This is a genomic window from Bradyrhizobium sp. TM233 (genome assembly GCF_036247965.1).
Lineage (GTDB): Bacteria > Pseudomonadota > Alphaproteobacteria > Rhizobiales > Xanthobacteraceae > Bradyrhizobium > Bradyrhizobium ottawaense.
Genome location: NZ_BTIG01000103.1, coordinates 1 through 277, shown reverse-complemented (window position 1 = coordinate 277; position 277 = coordinate 1). Strand labels below are relative to the sequence as shown.

General features: G+C 37.2%; 1 protein-coding gene. It reads right to left on the bottom strand.

The genetic code is table 11. The features are described from left to right. Window positions 1–277, bottom strand: a 277-nt coding sequence (locus AABA86_RS33830; RefSeq protein WP_338309826.1) for a hypothetical protein, incomplete at both ends; no start/stop codon positions are given.

Here is a 277-nt window from a genome sequence, read left to right as displayed (position 1 = left end):
TCAAAAACTTCACATTAGATATTGTTTTCAGAAGAACATTCACATCATTACCATCCATAATTTCCATACCAACAACCCAGATATCTGCCCACACCAATTTGGGTAAGATTTTAAACCTTTCCTTACAAACCGACCCAAAATGATCATAATGTAGCATATATATGTGTAAATCCTCTAGCATTGGACACCCATAAAGAAGCTCCATAAGATATTGAGGTTCTTTCAATTCAGCGCGATTCAAACGTAGGGATTTGAGTGAGGGAAGCTCAACGGAAGT